We start from the raw sequence: 25,145 nt of genomic DNA on the forward strand, positions 1-25,145 counted from the left end.
ATTGCATCGCGGGTGACTTGCTGATAGGAGACTTTAATTGTCCACTTATCCGCGATCCCCGGCCTCCCATGAATTTCCAGCCCCGGATGTCCAATTCGATCGAGGGTTTTTCCGTCGGTGACGGCTTTGCCCGGCGAAGCTGGAACGGTCTCGTCTGCGATGTCTGGGATGTGGAATGCGCAGCCTATGCGGGCGGACACTATACCGCGCGCGATCCCCGCATCTTCATTCTGCTCGATACCGAAGGCAGAGCACACGGACAGGGACGCCAGACGGTGCGCCGTTCAGCCCGTGCGGCCGGCAGCCTGCAGAACCCCAAGGACAGCCCGATCTCCTTTGTGCCGGCCGGCATGGATCTGTGGCTGGATTTTACCGATATCCGTAGCGTGCGCCATCTCGACATCCATTTCGACGCCGATGTGATCCGCAGCCGGCTGATGGATGATCTCGATCCGCGCCGGCTGGATGACCCCAGGCTGATGTTTTTCGATGAGCGGGCCATGGCCCTTGCCCGGTTGATTGCATCCGAATGCACCAATGCGGCGCCGCTGCATGATCTCTACGGCGACGGGCTTGCTCTCTCCCTGATCATCTCCGTGCTGAACCTGGAAAAGCCGCATCGCCGGGCCCGAACGGCACTTGCATCCTGGCAATTGCGCCGCGCGACGGATTATCTGGAAGCCCATTGCCTGCGCAGCGTGCGGCTGGACGAACTTGCGCAGCTCACCGGGCTTTCAGCCTCGCAGTTCAGCCATTCCTTCAAGGCGGCCACCGGCGTTGCACCCCATCAATGGCAGATGCGCGAACGGCTGAAACGGGCAAAACAGCTGCTGGAAAACGGCAGGTTACCCTTGAACGCAATTGCTGTCGAAACCGGATTTGCCGATCAGGCCCATTTCACCCGCGTCTTTCGCCAGTATGTCGGCACGACGCCGGCGCGCTGGCGCAAGACACGGGTTTGATTGCCCCTTGTGTCGCCCGACACCTGCATCTTTCCCAAGAATGTTCAATTCCTGCCGTGCTGGCCAAGCCTCGTCCTATAAATTGAGTTATTTGCTCATATTATGTGGCGGTCGAACGCACGGGGGATTTGGGGCACCATGATGATCGATAAGACAAGACGGAACGCGAGCCTGAAGGCCGGCATTGCCCTTGCGGGGCTCATGGCGGCTCAGCCTGTACACGCACAACAGGCCATCGTGCTGGATCCGGTGCTGGTGGAAGGGCAGTCGGCAGGGGATGGCGGCGCAAACGGCCCGGTGAAGGGATATGTCGCGCGCAAATCCACCGCTGGTGCAAAGACCGGCGCCGATCTCTCAGCAATTCCGCAATCGGTCTCGGTTGTCGGTCGCGAGGAACTCGATGATCGCGGCATCACCAGCAAGGTGGACGAAGCGCTGGCCTATACCGCCGGTGTCACGGCTGCCCCCTTCGGCAATGATGCCGATACCGACTGGCTCTATATCAGGGGCTTCGATGCCACCCAGACCGGCATGTTCTACGATGGCCTCAATCTTTATGCCTATGGTTTCGGCGGTTTCCAGATTGATCCCTTCATGCTGGATCGCGTGGAAGTTCTGAAAGGTCCGGCTTCGGTTCTTTATGGCGGCGCCAATGCCGGCGGTCTCGTCAATCTCGTGCGCAAGCGCCCGACGGATGAGCCGCTCGCCTATACGGAAACCGGTATCAACAGCAATGGTAACGCGTTTTTCGGTTTTGATGTCTCCGATGCCGTCGGCTCCAGCGACACGATGAGCTATCGTTTGACCGGCAAGGTCGCCGGCGGCGACAATTATTCGGATTTCTCGCACGACTTTCGCGGTTTCATCATGCCGCAGCTGACGGTTTCGCCTGATGAGGCTACCAAGGTCACCATCTGGGGTTCCTTTGCCGGGCTTGATCAGGTGCATGTCGGCAATGGTTTCTTCCCGTATTACGGCACCGTCGAATCCGTGCCGGGCTTTGGCAAGATCAAGCGCGATGCCTTTTACGGCGAACCCGATATCGACACCGGCGTCTATAACCAGGAAATGGTCGGCTACGAGGTTGAACACGAATTCGACAGCGGCTGGAAAGTGTCGCAGAACGCGCGTTATGCGCATCTCTACAAGCACGAAGACGCGCCTTATCTTTATGGCTGGTACGATCCCACCCTCGGTTCCGTCAGCCAGCCGGCAACCGCCGATTTCCAGCTGAACCGTCTCGGCTTCCAGCAGACTTCCAAGGTCGATACGTTTCTCATCGACAACCGCCTCGAAGGCGAGTTCGAGACGGGTCCGCTGTCGCACCAGCTGCTCGTCGGCCTCGATTACAAATATTATGAGCTTTACAATTATCAGGCCTCCACCACGGGCACGCCGATCAGCGCAAGCGACCCCGTCTACGGCGTGCCGCAACCGGCCAACAATTCCTACAGCAACCAGGTGATCACCCAGAAGCAGCTCGGCATCTACGCGCAGGACCAGATCCGCTTCGGGGACGGCTTTCTGCTAACGCTCAACGGCCGTTACGACCATGTAGAAACCTCTACCCATAACGGCCCGACTTACTGGTCGCCGACGCAGGACAGCACCTACGATTATTCCAACAGCGCCTTCAGCGGCCGTGCCGGTCTGGCTTACGAGTTCGACAATGGCGTGACCCCCTATGTGAGCTTTGCCAGCTTCTTTAATCCGGTGATCGCCGTCAGCAGCACGCCCTATAACAAGCCGGAGGACGGTGAGCAGTATGAGGTGGGCGTGAAATACGAGCCTGATTTTATCGACGGTCTCTTCACCGCCTCGCTCTTCCATCTCACCAAACAGAATGTCGTGGTGACCGATCCCGGCACGTTCCTCTCCAGCCAGATCGGCGAAGTCGAGTCGCGCGGCATCGAGCTGGAAGGCAAGGTGAACCTTGATGACCAGTGGAAGCTGCTGGGCAGCTTCACCTATACCGATCTCGAGGTGAAGGAGGATATCGTGGCCGCCTATGTCGGCAAGAGCCCCTATCTGGTGCCGGATGTGCAGGCCTCGCTCTGGGTGGATTATGCCGTGCCAGTGCCGGCGCTCGAAGGTTTAAGCCTTGGTGCCGGCGTCCGCTATCAGGGGGAAAGCTGGGCGAACCGCGAAAACACACTGAAAGTGCCCGACGCCACCGTGTTCGATGCAGCGATCCGCTACAGGAAGAACGGCTGGGAAGGTTCGGTGAACGTCAGCAACCTCTTCGACAAGGAATACGTCAAGGGTTGCGCGGGAACCGCGACCTGCGGTTATGGCGATGCCCGCACCGTCGTCGTGAAGCTCAGCAAGAGCTGGTAACGCGAAAGATTTCCCATAAAAAATGCCGGCGGAGCGATCCGCCGGCATTTTTTGTCTGGATGGTGTTGTTCAGCGAAACAGGCTGGGAAGCCAGAGCGACAGTGCCGGGATATAGGTCACCAACATCAGCACCGCGACGCTTGCGCCAAAGAAGGGCCAGATGGTTTTCATCGCTTCGCGGATCGAGATACCGCCGACCGCGCAGCCGACGAAGAGCACCGTTCCGACAGGCGGCGTGTTGAGCCCGATACCGGCATTCAGGATCATCACCACGCCGAAATGCACGGGATCGACACCGAATGCCTTCACGACAGGCAGAAGCACCGGCGTCGAGATGATGACGAGCGGCGCCATGTCCATGAAGGTGCCGAGCAGCAGCAGGATGATGTTGATGACCAGAAGCACGATGATCGGATTGTCCGAGATCGCGCTGATCGCGCCGATCATCAGCTGCTGCACCTGCAGGAAGGCCATCAGCCAGGCAAAGGCGGCAGCCGTGCCGATGACGAGAAGCACCATGGCCGTGGTGCGAACCGCCCCCATGACAGCCTCGACGAAACCGTGCCAGTCCAGCTCGCGATAGACCAGCATGGCGACAAGGAAGGCATAGAGAACCGCGATGCACGAGCTTTCGGTTGCCGTAAATACGCCGGAGCGCACGCCGCCGAAGATGATGGCGATGAGCAGAATGCCCGGAAAGGCCGAGACGAGATAATAGGCAACCTTGGCAAAGCCCGGGAAAGGTTCGGAGGGATAACCCCGGCGTACGGCGACGATATAGGCCGTGACCATCAGCGCTGCCGCGAGCAGGATGCCGGGAATGATGCCGGCGGTGAAGAGATCGGCGACCGAGACATTGCCGCCCGCTGCGATCGAATAGAGGATCATGTTGTGCGACGGCGGGATCATCAGGGCGATGATGGCGGAGTTGACCGTGACGTTGACAGCGTAACCGCGATCATAACCGCGCGCTGCCATCTGCGGGATCATCAGGCCGCCAACGGCCGAGGCATCGGCGACAGCCGAGCCGGAAATACCACCGAACAGGGTGGAGGCAACGATGTTGACCTGACCAAGGCCGCCGCGCAGATGGCCGACGATACCGGCTGCAAAGCGAATGAGACGCGCAGCAATGCCGCCGCGCACCATCAGGTCGCCGGCAAAGATGAAGAACGGAATGGCCATCATGGCAAACACGTTCATGCCGGAATTCAGCTGCTGGAAAATGACGATGGGGGGAAGCCCCATATAAAGGATTGTCGCGACCGAGGCGATGCCAAGGCAGAACGCGATCGGCATGCCGATCAGCATCAGGGCGACAAAAGATCCGAAAAGAATGGTATAGGCCATCAGACAATCTCCGCCACGTCGGCATGGGCAGCAATCTCTTCGCCCAGTGCCACGTCAATGAAACGTTCAGCGGCAAACAGCGCAATCATCGCACCACCCACCACCAGCGGAAAGAAGTCCACGCCGCCCGGCCAGCCGAGAACCGGAATGGTTGCGGTCCATGTGCCCTTGGCCAGAAGCACGCCGTAATAGGCCATGGCGATGCCGAACAGGGCGACCAGCCCGAGGCTCACGAGGTCCATCGCCTTCTGTACGGGAACGGGCATGGCATAACGCAGGATATCGAGCCCCAGATGCACGCTCTCGCGCACGCCGACGGCAGCGCCCAGCATGATGAACCAGGACATCAGGTAGAGCGACAGCGGCTCTGACCAGCTGGGCGAATCGTTCAGCACATAACGGCCGAACACCTGCCAGCCGACGATCATGGTCATGGCAACGATGCCGGCGCCGGCGATATAGAGTGATAGACGGCTGAGCGCCGTAAGGCCCGGCCGGATGGCCCGCATGAAGTTTCTCATTTCCCCAAGTCCTCCTGCGCTTATTCTGCGATGCGCATGTCAGCAAAAAGGGCCGGCAGGTTTTCACCTGCCGGCCCTTGTTTCTTGATTACTTCACGGCCTGGATACGCTCGAGCAGGCCCTTCAGCTTTTCGTCGGTGACGAACTTGTCGTAGACCGGCTTCATGGCTGCGGAAAACTCCGACTTGTCCACCTTGATCACGTTGACGCCGGCAGCCCGCACCTTTTCTTCAGACGTCTTTTCACGCGCCGTCCAGAGTTCACGCATCTTGACGGTGGATTCCTTGGCGGCCTGACGAACAATCTTCTGGTCTTCCGGCTTCAGCTTGTCCCAGCTGATCTTGGACATCACGAGGATTTCCGGGTTCAGCGAATGTTCCGTCAGCGTGTAGTTCTTGGCCACTTCGAAGTGACGGGCCGATTCGTAGGACGGCCAGTTGTTTTCCGCGCCATCGACGACACCGGTTTCCAGCGAGGAATAGACCTCACCCATCGGCATCGGCGTCGGGTTGGCACCGAATGCCTGCATCATGGCAATCCAGAGATCGGACTGCTGCACGCGGATCTTCATGCCCTTGAGGTCGGCGAGCTTTTCGATCGGCTTTTTCGTGGTGTAGAAGGAGCGCGCACCGGAATCGTAATAGGTGAGGCCGATCAGGCCATGCGGTTCGAAGGCGGCAAGGATTTCATCACCGATCGGACCATCGACGGTCTTGTGCATGTGTTCCGTCGAGCGGAACAGGAAAGGCATGCCGAGAACGACGGTTTCCTTCACGAGGTTGTTGAACGGGGCCGCATTGACGCGGTTGAGATCGATGACGCCAAAACGGGTCTGTTCGATCGTGTCCTTTTCAGACCCGAGTACGGAACTGGGCATGACCTGCACCTTGATGCGGCCATTGGTGCGCTCGGAAATCAGCTGGCCCATGAACTTGACCGCTTCCACCGTCGGATAACCGTCCGGGTGGATGTCGGCGGAACGCAGGCTGATTTCCTGCGCCTGTGCGGCAAGGGTCGTGCTCATGGCAAGGCCAAGGGCCAGCCCCAGGATCTTCGTTAGTTTCATGATATCCTCCACTTGGTGAAACGCCGAAGCCTCCTGCCCCGGCGGCAGTCTTTATGCGGTCTTCTCCCGAAATGCCGGCAGGCCGAACAGCTCCTCCGGGTTGTCGACGAGGGCGCGCTGAAGCGCTGCATCGTCAGGCAACCAGCTTAGAACGGTTTCCAGCAGGCTTGCGTCGTCGGGGTAATCCTTCTGCTCGCGCGCCAGATTGTGCGGCCAATTGGTGCCCCAGACGATGCGTTCCGGGGCATGGGCCGCAAGCGTACGGGCAACGGCTGCGACGTCGGCATAATCAGGGCCGCCGCTTTTTGAACTTTCGTAGACGCCGGCAAACTTGAACCAGCAATTGCCGGCATCGATCAGCCGCCGTGTGGCCGATACCTGCGGGCTATCGGGCGTCACGCCATCGAAAAACTTGCCGTGATGATCGAAAACCCAGCGCGATTTCAGCGCTGCAAGACGCGGCTCATGCTCGAGGATCTTGCTGCCGTCGAACTGCACGGCCAGCATCCAGCCGCGTGCGGCAGCCTTGGCATCAAGTGCTTCCAGTGCTGAAAGATCGGTCGCGCCGCCCGGCAGGTCCATGATGCGAAGGCCGACGACGCCGGCCTTTTCCAACGTGTCCAGTTCCTCGTCGGACACATCGGCGCCAACGGCTGCCACGCCGCGCGCCACGTCACCCATTTCGGCAAGGCAGGCGATGATGTTGGAATTGTCCCGCTGCTGGGCATTGCCCTGTGTGATGATGACGCGGTCGATGCCGAGCCAGGCCATCAGCTGGCGATATTGCGCCGGTGTCGGCAGGTCGCCGGCGGGAAGGCCGGGGCCGCCTGGAAGGGAGGGATAACCCGGCAGGTACATGTGCATCTGGGTATCGACGCTGCCCTTCGGCAGGGTGATAGCAGGCTTTTCCCCGGAGAGTGGGCGAACCAGCATCAGGCGTCTCCCATCTTGAATTCGGCAAGCGCATCGCGGTTGATCTCGATACCGAGGCCCGGACCATCGGGAATGGACACCACGCCGTTCACATGCTCGATCGGGGTCTTGATGATCGCCTGGCGGAAGGGGTTGTCAGTGCGGTCGAACTCCAGGATCGGCTCGATCGGGTTGACGCGCACCGGGCTTGGCACCATGGCCGCCATGAACTGCAGCGCGGCGGCAATATGAACGGCCGTTCCCCAGACATGCGGCACGACGCGCACGCCATGCAGCGCTGCCAGATCCGCCACGCGCTTGGCTTCGGTAAAACCGCCGACGCCGGCAAGATCGGGCTGGAGAATGTCGACGCAGCGCGTCTCCACAGGCTCTTTCATGCCCCAGCGCGTATGCCAGGTCTCGCCGCCTGCAACCGGAATGGGCTGGCGGGCGCGCACTTCGCGATAGGCGGCAAGCTGTTCCGGCACAACCGGCTCCTCGAACCAGTCGAGGCTCAGTTCTGCGGCAGCCTGACCGAAGCGGATGGCCTCCACCGCATCATAACCGTGGTTGGCATCGACCATGATGCGCATGTCGGAACCGACCGCTTCGCGGGCGGCCCGCACCACGCGAAGGTCTTCCTCCACGCCAAAGCCGATCTTGATCTTGGTGGCGTGAAAGCCTTCCGACCAATAACGCGCCACATCGCGGGCGTTGTCTTCGACGCGGTCGACACCGTCACGTTTGAAGCTGCCGGTGGCATAGGCCTTAACGCTTTCGCGAAAGCGTCCGCCGAGCAGGATGGAGATCGGCGCACCAAAATGCTTGCCCTTGATATCCCACAGCGCCATGTCGATGCCGGAGAGGGCGGTGATGGTGAGGCCCCGCTGACCCTGGTCGCGCAGTGCGTTGTAGAGCCGCGCCCAGATCTTTTCATTTTCCAGCGGATTTTCGCCGATCAGCCAGTTGGCATAGGTCGCCACCACGGCAGCGTTCGGACGCGCCGGCCCGAGGCATTCGCCCCAGCCGGTCGTTCCGTCGTCGCATTCGATTTCCACCAGAACATGGGCGCGCCGGTCAAAGCGCATGGAGGCGCTTTCGAAGGCAACGTCGAGCTTGTGCTCCAGAAGATGGGTGCGAACTGCGACGATCTTCATCTTAACGCTTCCAGGGGCCGATAAGGGCGAGCATCATGTCTTCTTCCTCGCGCGTCAGGTCATCGAGCGGCGGGCGAACCTTGCCCGCATCAAAACCCTGCAGGCGCACGCCGGCCTTGATGGCGGCAACGGCATAACCCTTGCGGCGGTTGCGGATGGCCATGAACGGATAGAAAAAGTCGCGCAGGATTTCCTCGCAACGCTCCCGGTTGCCGGCACGCAGCGCCTTGTAGAATTCAACTGCCAGACCCGGCACAAAATTGAAGACGGCTGACGAATAGGTGGTGAAGCCGGCGCCGAGATAGGCTTCGGCAAAAAGTTCCGCCGTCGGCATGCCGCCGAGATAGGTGAGGCGATCGCCCATCGTGGCGGTGACCTGACGCACCAGGCCGATATCGCCGGTGCCATCCTTGAAGCCGACGAGGTTCGGGCACTCGTCACACAGGCGCTTCAACGTGTCGACGGAGAGAACCGAATTATCACGGTTATAGACCATCACGCCGATGCCGACGGACTGGCAGATTTTCTTGACGTGCTGGTAGAGGCCTTCCTGCGGCGCATCGATGAGATAATGCGGCAGAAGCAGGATGCCGTCAGCGCCGGCCTTTTCAACCGACTTTGCCAGCTCCACGCCGACATGACTGCCGAAACCGCAGCCCGAGACGATGGCGGTATCGCCCGCTGCTTCCTTGGCGGCCTTGACGATGCCCGGAATTTCATCGGGAGACAGGGAAAAGAACTCGCCGGTGCCGCCGGCGGCAAACAGAACCGGCGCGTCATAACCCGACAGCCACTCCACATGGCGACGATAGCTTTCCGGCTGAAACTGACCTTCCGCATCGAAATGGGTCACGGGGAAAGACAGAAGGCCAGCGCCGAGCGCCGCCTTGATCTCTTGTGGCGTCATCATGGAATTTTCCTCTGTAGATGTTCCTCCGTTATTTGTCGTACATATATGGCATACAAGTGTCAATAACTTATCGGATGAATTGCCTTTTCTCGCGCAGCAGCGCCCGATAGCGCGCCTGGCTACCGCGCAAATGTCGGCGCATGGCTTCACGCGCGGCCTCTTCATCGCCGGCCGAAATCGCCACCACGATGGCGTTGTGCTCGTCCATGATCAGCTTGATATAGGCCGCCTGATCGGCTTCGCTTTCTTCGTTGCGCAGGGCTGCACGGGGAATGACGCTTTTGCCGATCATCGACAGGAAATCGCGGAAGCGGGCATTGTTGGTGGCTTCCGCGATGGCCAGATGCAGGGCAAAATCGGCGTCGCTCGTTGGCGTTCCCGCCTCTAGCCCTGCCTGCACGGCATAATGACAGTCGAGGATGATCTCTTCCTGCGCCGGCGAATGACGAAGCGCTGCAAGCCCTGCCGCTTCCACCTCGACGGCGGTGCGCAATTCGAGGAACTCGATGACGGAGGACACCCTGGCATGGTCGATATTGTCAATCGACATCGGGCTCGGTGTCATGGGACCTGGAAGATCGAGCACGAAGACGCCGGCACCCTGGCGGGCTTCCACCAGCTTGTCGGCGCGAAGGGCAGCGATTGCCTCACGCACGACGGTGCGGCTGACGCCATGGGTTTCGCCAAGCTGTGCCTCGCTCGGCAGTTTGCTGCCCGGCGTGAACTGGCCGGCAAGAATGGCCTGACGCAGGGTGTCGCCCAGCCGGGCCGCCAGCGTGACGGAGCCGCCTGAGGCCCGTTCCTTCGTGGTCGGTGTCATGTGTCCCTCTTCTTGCGCGGCTCCCAGATATCGGAAGCAGGTCGCTTTTGTTCCTAGCTGTATCGTGTTGACGCTCGCCTGCCAACATGTATGATAAATTTACATGGTAGGGTTACAAGTCTGTCCCGCCCACCATTCAGGGAGGTTCCATTGAAACGACTGTTGATGACCGGCGCCGCCGGTGCGCTCGGCCGGGCCATGCGCACGCGGCTGGCCCCGCTTGCCGAGACGCTGCGCCTGTCCGATATCAGCGATCTCGGCGCGGCCGGGGAAAACGAAGAACTGGTGCAGTGCGATCTGGGCGATGCGGACGCCGTTCACCGGCTGGTCGAGGGCTGCGATGGCATCGTGCATCTTGGCGGCATCTCGGTCGAAGACAAGTTTTCCAAGATCCTCAACGCCAACCTGCTCGGGCTCTACAATCTCTATGAGGCAGCGCGGGCCAATGGCAATCCGCGCATCCTGTTTGCCAGTTCCAACCATACGGTCGGTTTCTACAGGCAGGACCAGCACATCGATACGACGGCACCGATGCGGCCCGACGGCCTTTACGGCGTGTCGAAATGTTTTGGCGAGGCGCTCGCCCGGATGTATTTCGAAAAGTTCGGCCAGGAAACGGCGCTGGTGCGCATCGGCAGCTGCATGGAAAAACCCAGCAATCACCGTATGCTGGCGACCTGGATGTCCTATGACGATTTCCGCTCGATGATCGAATGCATCTTTCGCGCGCCCATGCTGGGCTGCCCGATCATCTGGGGTGTCTCCAACAACGACAGCCGCTGGTGGGACAATTCCCATGCCGCCTATCTCGGCTGGAAACCGCAGGACAATGCGGAACGTTTCCGCGCTGAACTGGATGCGCAGCTTGGCAAGCAGGATCCGACCGCCCCGCTTAATGTCTATCAGGGCGGCAATTTTGTGAAGGACCCGATCTTCCCGGAAAAGTGACGGCCAGACGTCATGTCCGCCAAAGTGTTTCTTCCGGCGCATCCGTCTCTGCGCCGGAAGGATCGATCAATCGTCGGAATAACGTTCTTCGGCCCAGGGGTCGCCACGCATGTGATAACCGTTCTTCTCCCAGAAGCCGGGCCTGTCCTGCCGGGTGAACTCGATCCGGGTTAGCCATTTGGCGCTTTTCCAGAAATAGAGATGCGGCACGACAAGGCGCATGGGGCCACCATGTTCGCGGCTGATCGGCTCTCCTTCCCAATGTGTCGCGAGAAGCGCATCGGCTGCGGCGAAATCAGACAGAAGAAGGTTCGTCGTATAGCCGTCGAAACTCGTCAGCATTACCGCATCTGCCTCCGGCATCGGGTGGACGAGATCGAGCAGATCGCGCACCATCACGCCCTGCCAGCGATTGTCGTAGCGAGACCAGGTGGTGACGCAGTGAATATCGGAGAGGGACTGGCTCTGCGGCAGGGCGAGAAAACCTGCCCAGTCGAAGGTCAGCTTGTTTTCCACCTCGCCGCGCACATCCAGACGCCATTGCATCTCTGAAATCTGCGGCTGCTGGCCAAGATCCAGCACAGGCCAGTTTTTGACCAGATGCTGGCCGGGCGGAAGCCGGTCGGTCTCGGGCCGTGAGATGCGGCCGGTGAGAAAACGCCCTTCGGCGGCCCATTTCCGCTTCGTCGTCGTCAGTTTCGTGGCTTGCGGGTCTGAAGTCTCGTCCGCCATGGCGTGATCCCTGAATGGTTGATGCTGGGAAACGGGCGACCCCTGCGGATCGTTCCTGCCCTCTCTGGGCATTCGCTTTTCAAGTGAAACTGCACGCTCTCGCGCCCGCTGTCCAGCCGTTCAGGTGCCCTGACGATCCTCCGCGGCGGCGGCGAGGTGGCCAGCGTTCGGGCAGTGGCTGCCCATTTTCAGACAGGTTCTGCCAGCAGTTGCCCCAGATATTCTATCGCCGGCGAAATGGGAGGTGACTGGTTGGCATAACGCAGGCAAAGCGGAATATGGCGCGTCTTGCCCGCCACGAAGTCAAGCTGCACCAGCCTTTGCGCGCGTAGATCCGCTTCAATGAGATGTGAGGGCAGCCAGCCATAACACAGCCCCTGCCGCACCGCTTCAATGGCGGCCTCGACCGTGTTCATGCTCCAGACCTTGCTGGGATCGTCCTGCAGTCGTTCCTCTTCCAGATCCCAGCCCTGGATTTCCACACGCAGGTAGCGCGCCAGCGTCGGCCCGGTGGGCGGGCGTCGCAGCTGCGTCAGGGGATGGCCATCTCGTGCAACGGCAACCAGTTCCACGTCGGCAATCAAGGCAACGTTGCGCGCCGCGGGCTCGGCGACGAGCACCGCAAGGTCAAAGTTTCGATGCCCGATATCCGCCATCGTCAGGCGTACGGCTTCCGCCAGACGGATGTCCACGCGAGGGTAGCGTTGGGAAAACCGTTTGAGGGCCCCAAAGAGCCGCGGTTTTGGGAAAAGCGCGTCGACCACAAGCCGGATATGGGCAATCTCTCCGCCCGCAAGCGCCTTGGCATGGTCCTCGACCTCGCACCATTCATCGATCAGCGGGACGGCATCGGCCAGCAGCGCGGCACCCGCCTCTGTCAGGACCGCCCGTCGTCCCCGTATCTCGATGAGCCCGATCCCCAGGGCCTCCTGCAGGCGCGCCACGGCATAACTGACCGAGGACTGGCTCCTGTGCAGCACGCTTGCCGCCTGCGCAAATCCACCCGTCTCGATCACGGCGCGCAGCACGGCCCATTGTTCGATTGTCGAGCGTGGCATGCGGCTCATGGCAAGGCTCCCGATGCAGACGAACATCTGAAATATCGGATTATCCGATCTTGATCCCTCAAAATGAGAACTTTTCTATCCGTCAAGTCAATGGATAAGGTCGCGTATCGCACAAAGGAGATTGTGATGACTGACGAATTTGAATCGACGAAACCCGAAGAACTGACCGGCATTATCGGCCAGCATGTCATCTACACCTATGCCAATGGCTGGCAGTACGAGATGTACATCAAGAACGCGCGCACCATCGATTACCGCATTCACAGCGGTCTGGTCGGTGGGCGTTGGGTTCGAGATCAGGTGGCCCATATCGTCCGCCTGGGCCATGATGTCTACAAGATCTCGTGGGACGAGCCGACCGGCACAACCGTGAGCGTTGCTTTCAATCTGGCCGAGCGAAAGCTGCATGGCGTCATCTTTTTTCCGCGCTGGATTGCTGAAGACCCTCAGAAAACCGTCTGTTTCCAGAATGATCATATCGACCGTATGTTGGCGTTCCGCGATGCGGGCCCGACCTATCCGAAGCTGGTCATCGATGAATTTGCCGATCTGACCTTCAGCGAACAGGTGGGACCGGATGATGAGCAGGTCATCTGCTGCCCGCCGGCCGAGCTTCCTGAAGGGTATGCGGATCGCCGAAACTGAGGCCGGCCTGTCTGAAAGGTTGAGGCCAGCCCGGGGCAGCAGGCGATCCTGCCATTGCCGAATGTCCCGGGCAGGGAAGGAGCGCTTGTCCCTACCGGTCGGCTCTTCAAAGGGCAGGTCGCTCAAGAGGCGATCATTGTATTTTTCAAAACATAACGCTGGAGATTTTTCGGCGGGATCGATATGTTTTAACCAATACATCGCAAGGAGACGCCATGCCGACCCATCGCCACTGCCTCACCTCCATCCTTTCGGCCTTTGCCGCCGTGTCACTCCTCTGCCTGGCGATGGTTTCGCCGGCGTCTGCCGCCGAAAAAATCACCGTGTTTGCGGCCGCCAGCATGAAGAATGCGCTGGATGCCGCCAATGCCGCCTACCGCGCCGACAAAGGCGTCGATGTCACCACCTCCTATGCGGCAAGTTCGGCGCTTGCCAAACAGATCGAAGCCGGGGCGCCCGCCGATGTGTTCATTTCGGCCGATCTCGACTGGATGGATTATCTGGCCGGCAAGCAGTTGATCGCGCCCGACACCCGCAGCAACCTGGTCGGCAACCGCATCGTTCTGGTGGCGCCGAAGGACAAGGCCAAGCCGGTCGAAATCAAGTCCGGCTTCGATCTGGCCGGACTGCTCGGCGACAGTCGCCTTGCCATGGGCTCTGTCGAAAGCGTGCCGGCCGGCAAGTATGGCAAGGCGGCGCTGGAAAAGCTCGGCGTCTGGAACACTGTTGCGCCAAAGGTTGCGGGTGCCGAAAACGTGCGCGGCGCGCTGGCTCTGGTGTCGCGCGGGGAAGCGGCCTATGGCATCGTCTACCAGACGGATGCGGCAGCTGATCCGGGCGTTGCCATTGTCGGCACCTTTCCGCAGGAGACCCATCCGCCGATCATTTATCCGGTCGCAGCCCTCAGCGCCTCGAAAAACCCTTCGGTCGCCGCCTATCTGGATTTTCTGAAGTCACCAAAGGCCGCGCCGTTTTTCCAGTCGCAGGGTTTTGCCATTCTGAAGTAGGGTGAGCCCGGCGGTGTCGCGCCGTGTCGTTGCCGGATGTGTTGCAGGTGCCGGATTTGGGTGAATTTTCATTGAGCGCCGAAGAATGGGCAGCGATCCGGCTCAGCCTTCAGGTATCGGTTGTCGCCATGGTTGCCAGCCTGCCGTTCGGCATCCTCACAGCCTATGTGCTGGCGCGCGGCCGTTTCTGGGGAAAGTCACTGCTCAACGGGCTGGTCCACCTGCCGCTCATCCTGCCGCCGGTCGTGACAGGTTATATCCTGCTGATCCTGTTTGGCCGGCGCGGTCCGATCGGGGCTTTTCTTGCCGATCACTTCGGCATCGTGCTTTCCTTCCGCTGGACGGGTGCGGCTCTCGCCTGCGCCGTCATGGGCTTTCCGCTGATGGTGCGCTCCATCCGCCTGTCGATCGAGGCGGTAGACGGCAAGCTGGAAGAGGCCGCCGGCACGCTTGGTGCCTCGCCGCCCTTCGTGTTCCTGACCGTCACGCTGCCGCTGATCCTGCCGGGCGTCGTTGCCGGCATGATCCTCGCCTTTGCAAAGGCCATGGGCGAGTTCGGCGCAACGATCACCTTCGTCTCCAACATTCCTGGTGAAACGCAGACGCTGTCTGCGGCCATCTATACCTTTACCCAGGTGCCGGGCGGCGATGCGGGTGCTTTGCGCCTGACGCTGGTGGCCATCGCGCTTTCCATGGCAGCGCTTCTGGCCTCGGAGGCGCTCTCGCGGGTGATCGGCAAGAGGATCCATGCCGAATGACGCTTCTGGTCGACATCCGCCATCGGCAGGGCGCCTTTTCGCTTGATGTGTCGTTTTCCTCGGAGCGCGGGGTGACGGCCCTGTTTGGCCGGTCCGGCTCGGGCAAGACATCGGTGCTGCGCATCGTCGGCGGGCTGGTGGCGCCGGAATTCGGGCGCGTGGTGCTCGATGGCGAGGTGTTGATCGATACGGACGCCGGCGTGGCGGTGCCCGTGCATCGACGCCGCTTCGGTTATGTGTTTCAGGAACCCCGGCTCTTTCCGCATTTGAGCGTGCGCCAGAACCTGGCCTATGGTCGCTGGTTTTCAGGGGCAGGCACGGGGCGTGACAGCATGGACCGGGTGCTCGACATGCTCGGCATCGGCAATCTTCTCGATCGGTGGCCGGGCAATCTCTCCGGCGGCGAAAAACAGCGGGTGGCGATTGGCCGCGCGCTTTTGTCCGCCCCGCGCATGTTGCTGATGGATGAGCCGCTGTCGGCGCTCGATGAGGCGCGCAAGGCTGAAATCCTGCCCTATCTCGAACGGCTGCGCGACGAACTGGATGTGCCGATCCTCTATGTCAGCCATTCCGTTTCGGAAGTCGCGCGGCTGGCGGATCGGGTCGTTGTCCTCGCAGATGGTCGCTTGGAAGCAAGCGGCGGCGCGTCCGATATTCTGGGCGGCGCTTTCGAGGCGACGGGTCGCGAGGCCGGAAGTGTGCTGTCCGGGCGCGTGGTATCCATCGATGTGCCAGCCGGTCTTGCCACCATCGGTTTTGCCGGCACCGAACTCGTGGTGCCGCGTGGCGGGTTGGATGTCGGACGGCAGCTGCGCGTGCATATCCCGGCCCGCGAAGTGCTGCTGGCAACCGTGCGCCCGGTTGGCATCAGCGCGCTCAACGTGCTCGAGGGGCGCATCCTGTCCATCACGCCGGCCGGCAACGGGGCGGCCGATGTCGAGCTTGCCTGCGGGCAGGAACGGATCCAGGCACGCATTACCGCGCTTTCCGTCGGGCGGCTTCAGCTTTTGCCGGGGCTTTGCGTCCATGCCATCATCAAGACGGTGGCGCTTGATGTCAGGTGATCTCGAAAATGTGAATTCATAGCTCTACTGCACTGCACAACGGGGCGATTTTTCCATTTGACGGCAGCCTCCGGCAGGACTACCTCGGTCTGGCGCACATCGTTGCGTCTATCCTTTAAAACCGACCCCCGAGGGGATCATGCCCGATAACGATCATAGTCGATTGACCGCGCCGTTTGTGGCTGCCGCATTGAGCTGATTGCTGTCAGCCCCCTGCGACCAGCCGCAAGCGGCCGGTCGTCCAGGAGGTGAGCATGAACGCAACCATCCGTTTTTTCGCAGCCCATCTGCGCCGTCCCGGTGTCCGCAAGGACCCGAACGAAATCTTTGCCGAACGTTCCACCTTTGGTGATCGTCTGGCTGACCGCGTCGCCGCCATCGGCGGTTCGTGGAGCTTCATCATCGGCTTCACCGTTTTCCTGGTTGCCTGGGCAATCCTGAATACGGCGGTGCTGGCCGCCAACGCCTTCGATCCGTTCCCCTACATCTTCCTCAACCTGATGCTGTCGATGGTGGCAGCCCTGCAGGCGCCGGTCATTATGATGAGCCAGAACCGCCAGGCCGCCAAGGATCGGCTGGCCGCCCGGCTGGATTATGAAACCAACCTGCGCTCGGAAGCCGAAATCGCCAATCTGCATGCCAAGGTGGATGCGCTGACCGGGGATCTCGCCATGCTCATCCGTCTCCAGCTGGGCACGCCGACAGCGGCAAACGGCGAACAGACGGCGGTCAACTGAACGTCCGTGTGCCGGGACATCTGCGCAAGCAGTCTCAGGTTGAGGATGTTTGCTTGGCTGCCCCGCTTTCCAGAACGGTTTTGTGGCTGAGCAACCAGTCGAGGTCGTCTGACATGGCGGCCTCGGCTTTTTGCTGCATGGAGCGGAAGCGGGCGATCAGTTCTTCGCCGAAGGCCGTCACCTGCGCGCCGCCGCCCTGTTTTCCGCCCCGCTGCCGCTCCACCGCGGGCGCGTCGAACATATGGTTCAGCGCATCGACAAGCAGCCAGGCGCGGCGATAGGACATGTCCATTGCCCGGCCGGCTGCGGAAATGGAGCCGGTCTCGCGGATCAGTTCCAGAAGCTGGATCTTGCCGCGCCCGAGCCTGTCGCCGGGGGAAAAATCCACGCGCAGGATGATTTTGGGTGGCATCGGTTCGTTCTGCGCCATGCTGTGGCGTTCCTCGCCTTGGATCTCGGTTCTGCCATTGACGATCTAGCAAGCCCTCCGGCGTGAAGCCAGAGCGTTCGATCGACTGAATGTTTGGTTCGCATTGACAAGCATGTTCTGACACAAGAAGACTGCCCCACCTGAACGCAAGCTGCCGGGGAGGACGTCATGTCTAAGCGCGTTATCATGGGTGTGGCCGCCTTTTTGGCAGGCCTTATGCTGACCTCTCCGGCCTTTTCCCAACAGACCGACCGCCGGATCGAGACGGTGGAGGATGCCGATTATGTCGGTTTCGACTTGCGCACCGTCAAGAATGTGCCCCTCGACCAGTGCGAGACCGCCTGTATTGCGGACAAATCCTGCCGTGCCTTCACCTATAACGTGAAGGCCAAATGGTGTTTTCTCAAATCCGATTACAGCCAGCGCAATGATTTTGCCGGTGCCGTGGCCGGCAAGGTGGTGAGCAACGCAACAGATCCCGATATCGGGGCTGCGCCAAAACTGTCTTTCCTGACGGCTGAGACACTCCAGCAGGCGACAGCGCTGCGCGATGACCTTGAAATGCCTGCCGAACTCGAGGGTCAAGGGCTTGAAAGCCTGAAGGCGCTGGCGCAGGTGGAGTTTATCGGCGGCAATGTCGAGGCTGCGGTTTCAGCCTATCTTGCAGCCCTTTCGATCGAGCCTGAAGACGCCGCTCTGTGGAGCGAGACGGCGCGGGCGGCAAATTCCGTCAAGGACAAATCCGACATGACGGCAAAAGCGGTGCTGGCCGCCGTCAATGCCTATGATGCCTCGCGCACCGCCCAGGCCCGTGCCGAGGCGCTGGCGCTGCTGGCCGAGGGGCTGGAACGGCAGGAAAACCATCGCGCTGCCATCACGGCACTCAAGGAAAGCGTGGCACTTGTGCCGGCCCGCTCCGTCCAGGCGCGGCTCAATGATCTGCGCACGCGCTTCGGCTTTCGTGTGACCGAGCACACGATCGATGCCGATAGCGCAAGCCCGCGCGCCTGCGTGACCTTTTCCGAACCGCTGGTGAAGGCTGGCACGGATTACGCACCCTTCGTCACCCTGAACGGGGCCGCGCCGAAAGCGTTGGAGGCCAAGGACAGCCAGATCTGCGTGGAAGGTCTTGCGCATGGCGAGCGCTACAAGCTGACCCTGCGCCGCGGACTTCCGTCTTCCGTCGGCGAGAATCTCGAAGCGGGTGTTGATCTTGATCTTTACGTCAAGGACCGTTCGCCTTCGGTGCGCTTTACCGGCGACAGTTTCGTGCTGCCATCCACGGCGCGTCGTGGCATTCCGCTGGTTTCCGTCAACACGCCGAGCGCCAACCTGAAGCTCTATCGTATCGGCGATCGCAACATTGCGCCGCTTCTCGCCAATTCGCAGTTCCTCACCCAGATGGACGGCTATTCGGCCGACCAGATCGAGGCGAGCAATGGCCAGCTCGTCTGGCAGGGCAGCATCGATATTGCCCAGGATATCAACAAGGATGTGGTGACGAGCTTTCCGGTGGATGAGGCGCTGCCTCAGCGCAAGCCGGGGGTTTATGTGCTGACAGCAACTGCCGGCACCGGCACGGCCAATGAATGGGACAACAAGGCGACGCAGTGGTTCGTCGTCTCCGATCTTGGCCTGTCCACCTATGCCGGCACTGACGGGCTGAACGTTTTTGTGCGGTCGCTCGCCAGCGCAAAACCGGCAGCTGGCGTCGATCTGCAACTGCTGGCGAAAAACAACGAGGTGCTGGGCACGGCAAAGACGGATGAAAACGGCCGCGCCACCTTCAGCGCCGGGCTCATTCGCGGCACGGCGGCCATGGTGCCGGCGGTGCTGACGGCGATGAAGGCGGGTGAGGATTATGTCTTTCTCGACATGACCCGCGCCGGTTTCGATCTCTCCGACCGCGGTGTGACGGGCCGGCCCGCCCCCGGCGCCTTCGATATCTACGCCTATACCGAACGCGGCATCTATCGCCCCGGCGAAACCGTCCATGCCGCCGTGCTGGCGCGCGATGTCGAGGCGAAATCCATCGACAACCTGCCGCTCACCTTCGTCTTCCTGCGCCCGGATGGCGTGGAAGATCGGCGGATGACCGAGAACGGCAAGCTTGGCGGTTATGCGCTGGATCTGCCGGTGCAGGAAACCGCCATGCGCGGCACCTGGACATTGCAGGTGTTTACCGATCCGAAGGGCTCGCCGCTGGCTGAAAAGCGCTTTCTGGTCGATGATTTCGTGCCCGATCGCATTGAGTTCGACTTGAAGAGCGACGTCAAGGAGATCACACTTGGTGCAGACGTGCCGGTCGAGGTTGACGGTCGTTATCTCTATGGCGCGCCGGCGGCCGGTCTTTCACTGGAAGGCGAGGTTGTGCTGAAGCACACCCGCGCGCGCGAAGCCTACAAGGGTTATCTGTTCGGTCTTGCAGACGAAGAGGCAAGCGAAGCCGAACGTCTGCCGCTGGATGGCCTCGATGTATTGGACGAGCAGGGAAAAACCACTTTCGATGCCGGCCTGACCGAGCTTTCCTATACGACCCAGCTGACGGATGCGGAAATCGTCGTGCGCCTCAAGGAAGGCGGCGGTCGGGCGGTGGAGCGACGGCTGACGCTTCCGGTGCGGGCTGACGGTCCGCGCATCGGCATCAAGCCGGAATTTTCAGGCGATCTCTCGGAAAATTCCGTCGGCAATTTCAACGTGATCATGATTGGCGAAGACGGTCAGAAGCAGGCCGCCAATGGTCTTCTCTGGAAACTCGTGCGCATCGAGCGGGATTATCAATGGTATCGCGAGGGAAGTTCCTGGCGCTACGAGCCGGTGAACCGCACGAAACAGGTGGCGAACGGCACGGTCAATGTGGCAGCGGCCGATGGTGGCAAGGTCGCGGTGCCGGTGGAATGGGGGCGTTATCGCCTTGAAATCCAGAGCGCTGAAGCCGATGGCCCTGCAAGCAGCGTCGAATTCGATGCCGGCTGGTTCGTGACGGCGAGTTCCACCGAAACGCCGGATGCGCTGGAAGTGGCGTTGGACAAGCCGTCCTATAAGATCGGCGAAACCGCAAAACTCAAGGTCTCCAGCCGCTATGCCGGCCAGTTGATGATTACAGGCGGTGCCGAAAACCTGATTGCCGTGCAGAATGTCGAGATCGGCGAAAAGGGCGGCGAGGTGGACATTCCGGTGACGGCCGAATGGGGCGCCGGCGCCTATGTGACGGCAACGCTCTACAGGCCGGGTGATGCGCAGGAAAGCCGCATGCCGATGCGCGCCATCGGCATTACCTGGCTGACGGTAGACCCTGAGGATCGTGATCTGTCCGTTACGCTATCTGCACCGGATAAGACCCTGCCGCGCCAGCCTCTCGATATCGGCATCGAGGTTGCCGGTGCCGGTGCCTTCGAGGAGGCTTATGTGACGGTGGCAGCCGTCGATGTCGGCATTCTCAACCTCACGCGCTATGAACCGCCGGCGCCGGATAACTGGTATTTTGGCCAGCGGCAGCTGGGGCTCGAAATCCGCGATATCTACGGCCGCCTGATCGATGGTTCGCTCGGGGCCACGGGGCGCCTCCGGACCGGTGGCGATGGTGGAAGCGTGGCGCTGCAAGGCAGTCCGCCGAAAGAAAAGCTGGTGGCCTTCTTCTCCGGCCCGGTGAAGCTGGATGCTGAGGGCAGAGCGAAGGTGAGCTTCGACATACCCCAGTTCAACGGCACGGCCCGCGTGATGGCGGTTGCCTGGACGAAGGCCGGCATCGGTCACGGCACGAGGGACGTGGTCATCCGCGATCCCGTGGTGGTGACGGCAAGCCTGCCGCGTTTTCTGGCGCCTGGCGATACAGCAGACCTCAGGCTCGACATTGCCAATACGGATGCCCCGGCCGGCAATTATCGCCTGTCGTTGACGGCAAATGATGCGGTCAGCGTCGATACCTCAGGTTCAGGCACTGCAGTGCGGCTGGAAGCCGGCGCAAAGCAGACCGTGACGATGCGGGTGAAGGGCGAAAAGCCCGGCGATGGCAAGGTGATGTTGACGCTCGACGGCGAGGGCATTGCACCGCTTGCGCAGGGTCTTGATATTCCGGTGCGCCCGAGCGTTCTGCCGGTGACGGAACGCCGGATTCTGGCGCTTGCCCCCGGCCAGAGCCTGACGGTCGATGGCAATCTTCTGGCCGATGCCGAACTTGCCGGCGCCTCCGTGGCGCTCAATGTCACGCGCTCGGCGGAATTTGATGTGCCGGCGCTTTTGATGGCACTCGACCGCTATCCCTATGGCTGCGCCGAACAGACCACCAGCCGCGCCATTCCGCTGCTGTACCTGTCGGAACTCACCCGCCAGAGCGGAATGGCCGACGATCAGGCGGTGAAGAAACGGGTGCAGGACGCCATCTACCGCGTACTGTCCTACCAGTCGTCTTCGGGAAGTTTTGGTCTCTGGGGTCCGGGCGGCGGTGATCGCTGGCTGGATGCCTATGTCAGCGATTTCCTCACCCGCGCCCGCGAACAAGGTTTCGAGGTGCCGGAAAAGGCCTTGGTACAGGCTCTGGACAACCTGCAGAACGGGCTCGCCTATGACGTGAATATCCGCGATCAGGGCGGCGAGATCGCCTATTCGCTCTATGTGCTGGCACGCAATCGCAAGGCCGCGATCAGCGATCTCAGGTATTATGCCGATACGATGCTGGGCGATTTCCCGACGCCGCTCTCCAAGGCGCATCTGGCATCGGCGCTTGCGCTCTATGGCGATGCGCAACGCTCCAAAACCGTGTTTGCGTCGGCCTTCCAGATGGCGGAGAAAGCGTCGGTGACGAAGGTCAGCCTGTCACGTTCGGATTACGGTTCGCAACTGCGCGATGGGGCAGCCGTGCTGGCGCTTGCCGCCGAAAGCCGGCCGGTGCCGCCCATCGTGCCGCAACTGGCTGACATCGTCGCCAAGGAATGGCGGGCGAAAAAATATGTCAGCACGCAGGAACAGGCCTGGATGCTGCTGGCGGCGCGCGCCCTGCAAAAGGGCGACGATGGGTTGAAACTTGCGGTCAATGGCGAGGCGAAATCCGGCAGCTACAGCGCGCAGCTGACGGGCGAGGCGCTTCTGGCAAAGCCGGTCACTCTTGCCAACCGTTCCGCTGATCCTGTGTCTGCTGTGGTGACGACGATTGCCGCACCGCGCCAGCCACCGGCTGCCGGCGGCGAGGGTTTCACCATCGCCCGCAGCTATTACACGCTTGAAGGCGAGGAGGTCAGTGTCAGTGAAGCGGCCCAGAACGAGCGTTATGTCGTGGTGCTGACGGTGAACGAGACCAATGACTGGCCCTCGCGCATCCTCATTCAGGATCTCCTGCCGGCGGGTTTCGAGATCGACAATCCGAGCCTTGTCGACAGCGCCCAGCTGACGAATTTCGAGTGGATCGGCGATGTGCAGCCTGCCCACACGGAATTCCGCAACGATCGCTTTGTCGCAGCCTTCGATCGCGCCAAGGGCGATGCGCGGGAGATCACGCTTGCCTATGTGGTGCGCGCCGTCACACCCGGCACCTATGATCATCCGGCAGCCGTGGTAGAAGACATGTATCGTCCGCAATTTTCTGCCCGCACGGCGGCAGGGCGAATGACGGTCGAGCCGGCACGGTAAGGGAAGATGCGGCGGCGGTGGACATGGGCGTTGGCCGGCGGAGCGGCACTGGTGGTTCTTGCCACTGGTGCCGCTTTCGCTTTGGTGGCCGCTGACCGGGCATTTCCCCCGCCGCTTGAGGCGGCAACGCTTGTTTCGACCGAAGTGCTGGATGTCGATGGCCAGTTGCTACGCGCCTTTGCGGCCGGTGACGGGATCTGGCGGCTGAAGACGACAGCCAGCGATGTCGATCCGCAATTCCTGCGCATGCTGATTGCTTATGAGGACCAGCGTTTCTACGCCCATTCCGGCATTGATCCTTACGCGCTCGCCCGCGCGGCCGTGCAGCTTCTCACCCATGGCCGCATCGTCTCGGGCGCCTCCACCCTGTCCATGCAGGTGGCCCGGCTGATCGAGCCGCGCGATATCAGGTCGATTTCGGCGAAACTGCGCCAGATGGCACGGGCGGTGCAGATCGAGCGGCGGCTTTCCAAGGCACAGATTCTCGATCTCTACCTCACACTTGCGCCCTATGGCGGCAATCTGGAAGGGGTGAGGGCGGCAAGCCTTGCCTATTTCGGCAAGGAACCGCGCCGGCTTTCGGTAGCGGAGGCAGCCCTTCTGGTGGCACTTCCGCAATCGCCGGAAGCGCGTCGCCCCGATCGCTTCCCCGAAATTGCCAGGGCCGCCCGTACAAAAGTCCTGGATCGCAAGACGGTGGCGGCGGTGGTGGGAGAAGGCGAGGCCGAGCGCGCCGATCTGTCTCCCGTGCCACGCATCCGCCGCCCGCTTCCGGCACTTGCCGCGCATCTGGCTGAAGCGGCGCGCCGCAAGGCGCCGGATGCATCCCGTCTTTCCACCACTCTACGGTTTCCGATCCAGCAGGGACTGGAGGCGGCCGCCGCATCGGCAGCAAGCCACTTGCCGCCCAAAGCTTCGCTTGCCATGCTGATGGCGGATTCGACAACGGGCGAGATCGTCGCCGAGATCGGCTCCGCCGGCGCCTTCGATGCCGCCCGCTCCGGCTGGATCGACATGACGCGGGCGATCCGCTCGCCGGGCTCGACGCTCAAGCCCTTCATCTATGGCCTGGCCTTCGAAGAGGGCGTGGTGGCGCAGGAAAGCATCATCGAGGATCGCCCTTCCGATTTTTCCGGCTATCGCCCGCGCAATTTCGACATGAGTTATCAGGGCGATGTCAGCGTGCGCCAGGCCTTGCAACTCTCGCTCAACGTGCCGGCGGTCAGGCTTCTGGAGGCAGTCGGACCAGGCCGGCTCATGGTGCGGTTTCGCCGCGCCGATGTGCGCCCCATCCTTCCGGCCGGCGAAGCGCCCGGCCTTGCCATCGGCCTTGGCGGTGTCGGCATGACGCTGAAGGATCTGGTGCAGCTTTATGCCGGCCTCGCCAATGACGGCACTCCGGTGCATCTGGGCGATGGCGTGCATGATCAGCCGGCGCGCGATATCGCCCAGCCGCTGCTCGATCCGATCGCGGTGTGGAACGTGACCGACATTCTCTCCGGCGTTCTGCCGCCACAGGGCAGCCGAAAGCTTGGTCTCGCCTACAAGACGGGCACCAGCTACGGTTACCGCGATGCCTGGTCGGTGGGGTATGACGGGCGATATGTGCTGGGCATCTGGGTGGGGCGCCCGGACAATGGCGCCGTGCCCGGCATTACCGGTTATGGCACGGCCGCCCCCATCCTCTTCGAGGCGTTTGCCAAGTCAGGCGTCGCGATCACGCCGCATCCTACCCCACCGCCGAGTGCCACGCGCATCGCGCTTAGCGAATTGCCGCTTGGCCTTCGCCGGCTTTCGATAACCGCGAGCGGTCTGACGAGAACCAGTTCGCGCGAGCCGGCACCGCAGATCGTCTATCCCCCGGAAGGGGCGCGGGTGGATCTCGGCGCCCAGGTTGGCCAAACCCTCTCACCGCTGGTGCTGAAGCTGCAAGGCGGGCGGGCGCCCTTCCGCTGGCTTGCCAATGGGCGTCCGCTGGAGGCGCTGTCGCGCAAGCGCACCTCCGAATGGTTGCCCGATGGCGCCGGTTATTCGACGCTGACGGTGATCGACGCCATGGGACGGGCGGCAACCGTCCGGGTATTCATCGAGTAGCAG

20 protein-coding genes are annotated in these 25,145 nt (G+C 61.5%); 10 read left to right on the forward strand and 10 right to left on the reverse strand.

Translation table 11 applies throughout. The features are described 5' to 3' along the window. Nucleotides 1-68: 68 nt before the first annotated feature. Nucleotides 69-962, forward strand: coding sequence for an AraC family transcriptional regulator (locus AC4CWH_RS17000; RefSeq protein WP_491319638.1), 894 nt, complete (start codon nucleotides 69-71; stop codon nucleotides 960-962). A 138-nt stretch (nucleotides 963-1,100) separates the two neighbouring features. Beyond that, nucleotides 1,101-3,299, forward strand: a complete 2,199-nt coding sequence (locus AC4CWH_RS17005) for a TonB-dependent siderophore receptor (RefSeq protein WP_491319639.1) — start codon at nucleotides 1,101-1,103, stop codon at nucleotides 3,297-3,299. A gap of 69 nt (nucleotides 3,300-3,368) precedes the next feature. Here the strand turns inward: AC4CWH_RS17005 and AC4CWH_RS17010 are convergent, their stop codons facing one another. The 7 genes from AC4CWH_RS17010 to AC4CWH_RS17040 all read right to left on the reverse strand — a co-directional run bounded on the left by AC4CWH_RS17010 (nucleotide 3,369) and on the right by AC4CWH_RS17040 (nucleotide 10,035). Then, nucleotides 3,369-4,649 (reverse strand): TRAP transporter large permease, encoded by a 1,281-nt coding sequence (locus AC4CWH_RS17010; protein WP_491319640.1) that lies wholly within the window; start codon nucleotides 4,647-4,649, stop codon nucleotides 3,369-3,371. Beyond that, nucleotides 4,649-5,170 (reverse strand): TRAP transporter small permease, encoded by a 522-nt coding sequence (locus tag AC4CWH_RS17015; protein WP_491283245.1) that lies wholly within the window; start codon nucleotides 5,168-5,170, stop codon nucleotides 4,649-4,651. The genes AC4CWH_RS17010 and AC4CWH_RS17015 overlap by 1 nt, the downstream gene beginning before the upstream one ends. An 88-nt stretch (nucleotides 5,171-5,258) precedes the next feature. Further along, nucleotides 5,259-6,236 (reverse strand): TRAP transporter substrate-binding protein, encoded by a 978-nt coding sequence (locus AC4CWH_RS17020; RefSeq protein WP_491319641.1) that lies wholly within the window; start codon nucleotides 6,234-6,236, stop codon nucleotides 5,259-5,261. A gap of 51 nt (nucleotides 6,237-6,287) precedes the next feature. Continuing rightward, nucleotides 6,288-7,169 (reverse strand): amidohydrolase family protein, encoded by an 882-nt coding sequence (locus tag AC4CWH_RS17025; protein WP_491319642.1) that lies wholly within the window; start codon nucleotides 7,167-7,169, stop codon nucleotides 6,288-6,290. After that, on the reverse strand, nucleotides 7,169-8,305 hold the full coding sequence (locus AC4CWH_RS17030) for a mandelate racemase/muconate lactonizing enzyme family protein (RefSeq protein WP_491319643.1): 1,137 nt from the start codon (nucleotides 8,303-8,305) through the stop codon (nucleotides 7,169-7,171). The genes AC4CWH_RS17025 and AC4CWH_RS17030 overlap by 1 nt, the downstream gene beginning before the upstream one ends. A 1-nt stretch (nucleotide 8,306) precedes the next feature. Continuing rightward, the gene (gene kdgD, locus AC4CWH_RS17035; RefSeq protein WP_491321454.1) at nucleotides 8,307-9,212 is read right to left on the reverse strand and encodes a 5-dehydro-4-deoxyglucarate dehydratase; all 906 of its coding nucleotides are present in this window, start codon (nucleotides 9,210-9,212) and stop codon (nucleotides 8,307-8,309) included. 70 nt (nucleotides 9,213-9,282) lie between these two features. Further along, a complete protein-coding gene (locus tag AC4CWH_RS17040) occupies nucleotides 9,283-10,035 on the reverse strand; it encodes a FadR/GntR family transcriptional regulator (RefSeq protein WP_491319644.1) in 753 nt (250 codons plus the stop codon). A 150-nt stretch (nucleotides 10,036-10,185) separates the two neighbouring features. On the opposite strand from AC4CWH_RS17040, the gene AC4CWH_RS17045 reads away from it, so the two are divergent. Then, nucleotides 10,186-10,983 (forward strand): NAD-dependent epimerase/dehydratase family protein, encoded by a 798-nt coding sequence (locus AC4CWH_RS17045; protein WP_491319645.1) that lies wholly within the window; start codon nucleotides 10,186-10,188, stop codon nucleotides 10,981-10,983. 66 nt (nucleotides 10,984-11,049) lie between these two features. Here the strand turns inward: AC4CWH_RS17045 and AC4CWH_RS17050 are convergent, their stop codons facing one another. Next, complete coding sequence (locus AC4CWH_RS17050) at nucleotides 11,050-11,715, reverse strand: sulfite oxidase-like oxidoreductase (protein WP_491319646.1); 666 nt, start codon at nucleotides 11,713-11,715, stop codon at nucleotides 11,050-11,052. A 188-nt stretch (nucleotides 11,716-11,903) separates the two neighbouring features. Next, a complete protein-coding gene (locus tag AC4CWH_RS17055) occupies nucleotides 11,904-12,782 on the reverse strand; it encodes a LysR family transcriptional regulator (RefSeq protein ID WP_491319647.1) in 879 nt (292 codons plus the stop codon). Nucleotides 12,783-12,908: 126 nt separating this feature from the next. Here AC4CWH_RS17055 and AC4CWH_RS17060 point away from each other — a divergent pair, with 126 nt between their 5' ends. The 5 genes from AC4CWH_RS17060 (at nucleotide 12,909) to AC4CWH_RS17080 (ending at nucleotide 16,993) form a co-directional block, all read left to right on the forward strand. Beyond that, nucleotides 12,909-13,427, forward strand: coding sequence for a phenolic acid decarboxylase (locus AC4CWH_RS17060; protein ID WP_491319648.1), 519 nt, complete (start codon nucleotides 12,909-12,911; stop codon nucleotides 13,425-13,427). Nucleotides 13,428-13,642: 215 nt separating this feature from the next. Further along, on the forward strand, nucleotides 13,643-14,434 hold the full coding sequence (modA, locus tag AC4CWH_RS17065) for a molybdate ABC transporter substrate-binding protein (RefSeq protein WP_491319649.1): 792 nt from the start codon (nucleotides 13,643-13,645) through the stop codon (nucleotides 14,432-14,434). 56 nt (nucleotides 14,435-14,490) lie between these two features. Beyond that, nucleotides 14,491-15,192, forward strand: a complete 702-nt coding sequence (gene modB / locus AC4CWH_RS17070; protein WP_491321455.1) for a molybdate ABC transporter permease subunit — start codon at nucleotides 14,491-14,493, stop codon at nucleotides 15,190-15,192. Next, on the forward strand, nucleotides 15,189-16,256 hold the full coding sequence (gene modC / locus AC4CWH_RS17075) for a molybdenum ABC transporter ATP-binding protein (RefSeq protein WP_491319650.1): 1,068 nt from the start codon (nucleotides 15,189-15,191) through the stop codon (nucleotides 16,254-16,256). Before modB ends, modC begins: the two co-directional genes overlap by 4 nt. Nucleotides 16,257-16,510: 254 nt before the next feature. Beyond that, complete coding sequence (locus tag AC4CWH_RS17080; protein WP_491283256.1) at nucleotides 16,511-16,993, forward strand: DUF1003 domain-containing protein; 483 nt, start codon at nucleotides 16,511-16,513, stop codon at nucleotides 16,991-16,993. Between the two features lie 34 nt (nucleotides 16,994-17,027). Here the strand turns inward: AC4CWH_RS17080 and AC4CWH_RS17085 are convergent, their stop codons facing one another. Continuing rightward, nucleotides 17,028-17,423 carry a winged helix-turn-helix domain-containing protein gene (locus AC4CWH_RS17085; protein ID WP_491319651.1) on the reverse strand — a complete coding sequence of 132 codons (396 nt, stop codon included), beginning with the start codon at nucleotides 17,421-17,423 and terminating at the stop codon, nucleotides 17,028-17,030. Nucleotides 17,424-17,591: 168 nt separating this feature from the next. Between AC4CWH_RS17085 and AC4CWH_RS17090 the strand changes: the two genes are divergently transcribed. Together AC4CWH_RS17090 and pbpC are read left to right on the forward strand one after the other, a co-directional pair. Further along, nucleotides 17,592-23,048, forward strand: a complete 5,457-nt coding sequence (locus AC4CWH_RS17090; RefSeq protein WP_491319652.1) for an alpha-2-macroglobulin family protein — start codon at nucleotides 17,592-17,594, stop codon at nucleotides 23,046-23,048. 6 nt (nucleotides 23,049-23,054) lie between these two features. Continuing rightward, entirely contained in the window at nucleotides 23,055-25,142 is a 2,088-nt protein-coding gene (gene pbpC, locus AC4CWH_RS17095; protein WP_491319653.1) for a penicillin-binding protein 1C, read from the forward strand. Nucleotides 25,143-25,145: the final 3 nt, after the last annotated feature.

The organism is Neorhizobium sp. PAMB6716, from assembly GCF_058242805.1.